The sequence below is a fragment of the bacterium genome (genome assembly GCA_024224155.1).
In the GTDB taxonomy this organism is placed as follows: Bacteria; Acidobacteriota; Thermoanaerobaculia; order Multivoradales; family JAHEKO01; genus CALZIK01.
Window position 1 is genome coordinate 1 of sequence record JAAENP010000290.1, and the last position, 5378, is coordinate 5378.

General features: G+C 63.3%; 3 protein-coding genes. 1 reads left to right on the top strand and 2 read right to left on the bottom strand.

The window, feature by feature from the left end; all coding sequences use genetic code 11:
* Nucleotides 1-304 precede the first annotated feature (304 nt).
* Entirely contained in the window at nt 305-484 is a 180-nt protein-coding gene (locus GY769_15090; protein ID MCP4203247.1) for a hypothetical protein, read from the bottom strand.
* 146 nt (nt 485-630) lie between these two features.
* On the opposite strand from GY769_15090, the gene GY769_15095 reads away from it, so the two are divergent.
* Nucleotides 631-3141 carry a mechanosensitive ion channel gene (locus GY769_15095; protein ID MCP4203248.1) on the top strand — a complete coding sequence of 837 codons (2511 nt, stop codon included), beginning with the start codon at nt 631-633 and terminating at the stop codon, nt 3139-3141.
* 35 nt (nt 3142-3176) lie between these two features.
* On the opposite strand, the gene GY769_15100 is transcribed toward GY769_15095, so the two are convergent.
* On the bottom strand, nt 3177-4805 hold the full coding sequence (locus tag GY769_15100) for an amidohydrolase family protein (protein MCP4203249.1): 1629 nt from the start codon (nt 4803-4805) through the stop codon (nt 3177-3179).
* Between the last annotated feature and the right edge of the window lie 573 nt (nt 4806-5378).

Here is a 5378-nt window from a genome sequence, read left to right on the forward strand (position 1 = left end):
CACGCGGTCATCAAGAACACAGCTACCCACATCGCGGTCTGCCTTGCTGCATGCTAGGAGACCGCCGGGGCCTTCCGATAGCGGTGAATGTGAGGACCACGGGGTGCATGCAACCGTGTTGGGTCTGCCGGGTGTGCATTTCAGATTCCCACTCCAACGTTACCTCGATCTCCCTGCCAGGAGATAGAGAAAGGGGTAGTGGCTCAGTTTCAAACTGAGCCACTACCGAGAAAGGACCGGATCAGAGTGGGAGAACCGCTGGCAGGTGCAAATTGGTATCCCCAACGGGACATGACGTGTCATCTCAAGAGTCGAGATCATGGGTCTCGAGCGCGTGTCTCCCCAGCTGGTCCGGCGCCGTGTCAAAACATCCGTCGGAGAGCCCCTGGATCTGGATGAGCTCCAGAACGACCTCGAGCGCCCGTACCAGATCGGCGAGTTCGAGCAGGTCGAGTTCGGGCTCCGGCCGGGGGACGAGGGGCATACCCTCGAGATCCGTGGGGGGGGAGAAATCCTGGGGGCCATGGTACTTTCGCTTCGGGACCGCCGCCGAGGCCAACCTGGAAGGTCGTGGGCATCTGCCACCTCCTACCTGTTTGTGGGACAGGTGTTTTGAGAGATCACGCTCTAATGCCGTCTGCTCGAAAAACCCCAACGGCAAGCGACAACCCGTGGCTTTGGCTTTCCCTGGCGGTACTGGCTGTCCTTCTGGCGGTCCCTACCGGCTACGCCCAGGAAGATGCCGGTTCGGCGGATCCAGCTCAGGGCGCCCCTTCAACGCCGGCGGCGATGTCCCTTTCCGATCTCGTGCGCCATACACAGGAATCCGAGGTCGGCCTGCTGAGGCTGGAAAAGGCCCTGGCGCCGGACCCGATGGTGGAGGCGATCGGCAGGTCCCTTTCCGGGCTCGAAGCGGTACCGCAGATCGACAAAACCTCTGAGATGCAACGCCTGGCGAGGCTGTCGAACCGCCTTCTGCTCTACAAGCTGCGAGGTTGGGAAGAACAACTGCGTCGCGTCGAGCTCTGGCAGGCAGCCATCGGGGGCCGCATGCAGGCGCTGTTGGTACTGGAAGAGGAGATCGCGGTCCTCGAGTCCAGCTCGGCTGGGGTGCGGAGCGCCGCGATGCGAGAAGAGATCCCGGGCGCCCTCATTCGCGGCATTGCCGAGGTCCAGGAGCAACTCGACGCGACTCGTGAACGACTCACCGAGCGGCTGAGCCGCATCCTCGACCTGGAGGCGCAGCTCTCCGAGCGCGCCAGCGCGCTATCGCGGCTCAACGAGTGGGTCGGCTCCGCGCTGGAGGAGGAGTTGGGCAGGCTGCTCGCCCGCCGCGATCTGCCGCTTTGGAAGGTCCTGGCACAACCCGTAACGGCTGCTCGCGAGCTCCGACAAGACCTGCAACGGGTATTCGCCGCCAAGACTGAAGACTGGCGCGAGGACGTTGCTGCCTTCACCCGATATCTGGACGCCAACCCGGGCCGGCTCGTTTCCCACTTGGCGGCATTCGTGCTGTTGCTGGCTCTGCTGCTAGCACTCCACCGCCGCAGCCGAGATTGGGTGCTTTCCGATCCGGCTCTCCGTGCCTCCAGCCAGGTGCTGGCGAAACCGGTGTCTTCGGCTTTGCTGCTGGCGCTCCTGCTGACACCGTTCCTCTACCCCGTCCTTCCCCTTCTGATCTACGACCTTTACGTTCTGGCGGCGCTTGCCGGGGTGACGCGCTTGCTGCCAGGCCTCGTCTACCGGGGGCTGCGCGGGCCGTTGTACGGGCTGATCGCCATCCTGGTGCTCGAGGTCTTCTGGGTAGTCTTCTTGGACGACGGCCTGCTCGCCCGGCTCGTGCTGCTGGCCATGGCGACGTCGGCACTCGCTCTCCTGATCTGGATCCTACGGTCGGTCGTTCCCGATGGGCGCGGGGGAGGATGGCTCCGCGCAGGGAAGCTGGCGACCTGGCTGGCCTGTCTGGTGCTCACCACTTCGGTCATCGCCAACGTCGTGGGGAGCGTCGACTTGGCTGACGTGCTAGCGAGCGCCAGCCTGACCAGCCTCCGCACCGGAATCCTGCTCTTCCTGGCGGCGCTGGTTCTGGACGGCCTGGTGATGGTGCTCCTCAGGACCCGCCAGGCACAGACCTTGAGGTCCATGCGGCTCCACACCGAACTCCTACAGCGCCGGGCACTGGCCCTCGTAAATATCCTTGCCGTAGGGCTATGGATCCGCTGGAGCCTCGCCGAGTTCCAGGCTCTCGAGCCGTTCCGAGACTGGCTTTCAGCCGCCCTCTCTTGGCGATGGACACGCGGCAACCTCGCGGTCTCTGCGGGCGACATCCTAGCCTTCCTGCTCGTCGTCGTCGGCACGTTCTTGCTGTCCCGGTTTCTGCGCTTTCTCCTGGAGGAGGACGTTCTTCCCCACTTCCGTCTTGCTCGTGGAGTGCCGGCAACGATCTCCATCTTGGTCAATTACCTGGTCCTGGGTGTCGGCTTCCTGTTCGCGCTGGCGGCGGCGGGCATCGAGCCGGACCGGGTTGTTCTCCTGGTTGGGGCCCTCGGTGTCGGGATCGGATTCGGTCTCCAGGATCTGGTTCACAACTTCGTCTCGGGGCTGATCCTCGTCTTCGAGCGCCCCATCAAGATTGAGGACGTTATCGAGGTGGGCTCGCTGGTCGGCCGTGTCCGGCGCATCGGAATGCGCTCCAGCACGATCAGGACGCTAGAGGGGGCAGAGGTTGTTGTGCCCAACGGCAAGCTCCTGTCGAATGAGGTCGTTAACTGGACGCTCTCGGACCGGCAGCGACGGGTCGAGATTCCCGTTGGTGTCGCCTACGGAACGGATCCAGAAGCCGTCATCACCATCCTGGAGCAGGCGGCTGACCACCCTCGTGTGTTACACGAGCCGAAACCCGTCGCCCTGTTCAAGGGGATCGGCGAGAGCTCCCTCGATTTCGAGTTGAGGGTCTGGACCCCGAGCTTCGACAACTGGTGGCAAGTGGCGAGCGACCTGCGTGTAGCCATCACGGCCGCCTTGGGAAAATCGGGGATCGAGATCCCGTTTCCCCAACGGGACCTTCGCCTGCGGTCGGTAGACGCTGAGGCCGGGAAAACGCCCGACGCCCGATCAGTCGGTGACGAGAGGACTCCGTAGGATGTGTCCATGCGAGCAAGAATAGGATCCGTCAACTAGTACGTGTCAACCAGATCGGCGACCAACTCTTCGATCTCCGCCTGCGCGTACCAGCGCCCTCGAGACATGACCCCCAGGCGTGCGCGGGTAGCCCCAACGTCCTCCAGAGGGTTGGATTCAACGAGGATCAGATCGGCACGCTGGCCCTCGGCGACCTCGCCGAAGATATCGGCGACGCCCATTCGGTTGACGCTGAGGCGCGCGTTCTTGGTGCCGGCCGTTAACGCCTCGAAGGGAGAGAGCCCCGCTTGCACGAGCAGCTCGAGCTCGCGGTGGATGTGCCACGGCAGCGCCCCCTCGACACCGGTATCGGTGCCGATCAGGATCGGCACGCCCGCGGTGTGGAGGCTCTGGATCATCCGCACGAGAAACGGCTGCAGCGTGTTGCGGCGCCACTCCTGCTGACCCTGCCAGTTCACCATCCGGCCTCCGAGCCAGCCGGTGATGACCGCCGGGCGCAAGCGAGCGTATTCCGGTCGATCGAAGTACTCCGGTCCCTGTTCGAGGTACTCGTATGTAATCTCGTCCGTGACCAGGTTCGAGACGACGAGCGCATCATGCCTGACGACAGACGCGACGGACTCGGGGATAGTCTCCATGTTCACGGGAATCGCTTCGAACGCGCTTGGAGACATCTTTCCCACGAGATGCTCGTCGAGGAACTCGTCCACATGGACGGCTTCCCGAAGCCCGGCGGCAAGGGGATCCTCCACGCCGTGATCGAGGTGCCCGACGACGTACATGCCCTGGGCCCGCGCTTCGTCGATCGCTCCAAGGTATAGATCGCGCGGCAAGTAATCGTACATCTTGATCAAGTCGTACCCGGCCTCGACCTGCCGTCGCACTTCGGCCCGAGCCCGCTCAACGGTGTCGGGTACATAGGCGAACGGGAACTGCCGAACCGTATACGTGTTGATCGGGATGATCTTGGTCCAGATGATGACGAGACCCAACGCTAGTAGCGCCAGTGCGCCCGGCAAGAGCGTTCGACGTAGCCGCCGAGCCTCTCCCGTCCGGCCGCGCAAGCGCCGCGAGAGCCACAGGGCAGTCCACACCGCCAAGCCACCTGCGAGTAGAGCGCCGAAGATGATTGCCCGGAACGTCCACACGATGATCGCGTCCGGAGGACCTACGATCACCGGACCGCTCGTATACAGCGTGGGTCCAATCCTCGTCCCGCGCACGACCTCTTCCTTCCACTCGGCATGCCGGGGCAGAGCATTGAGATTGCGAACCGTGGTCACGCCCTCCGCCAGAAAGAGCCGCATGAAGTCCGGGCTGCGATCCACATTGAGGTGAGGTATGTCGGCGAGGTGCGCGTGCATGTCGGCAAGGCCTGGCATCAGAAACGCGCCGTCACCGTCGATGACCCTCGCGCCGGTCGGAATAACGACCTCGCCAGCCGGCCCCACGGCTACGATGAGCTCATCCTCGATGACAACCGTGTGGTTGGGCAGCACCCGGTCGCCGTCCATCGGAATGACGCTCACGTTGACGAATGCGGTGGCAACGGCATCTTGGGCCGTGGCGGGCGCACCAAACAACATGATCCCAACAAGAGCTGCCGGAATCAGCGCCCGTGACCGACGAAGCTGTTGAGCCTGCTTCCACAGAAAGATCATCACTTACCTACCTTCGAACGTGTCTATTCTGACGCGCTCACCGAGAGACTTCCAGAGAATCTCCCTTTAGGCGAGGAGGTCATCAACGAGGACCTGAACACCCTCCGCGGTGCTGGACCTGACGGTCACCTGGGCTCTGGTCACCCACCGGCCGGAACCCGGTCTCCAAGCCGGAATCCTCTTCGGCGCCGCCGTCACTCTCGGCCGGCTGGGGGCCTCTGATGCGTTCGCCAGTGGATGCCTCCCTTCATTCCGGGCTCGGAACTTTCCCGCAGGAAAGTCCGCTACCGCTGAGCGAATTCCAACGAACTCCCATTAGGGACCCTAATTAGAACACCTTGAAGCGTTATAAGTGCTTTAGATTCAGTAGTTTCCAACGCAATATTGGTGTCCCCAACGGGAGAGATTTGGAACACCGCTCGACCCGAGCTCTATCTCCACGCTGCGCGGCCATTCGAGCGGAGAGTTCACATCATGCTCGCCCACACGTCTGAGGTGTCGGCAAGGGTGACGCGCTCCCCGACGCGGAGGGCGGCGAGCTCGATGGGGAGATAGGTGGCGCCATCCCACCGGAGG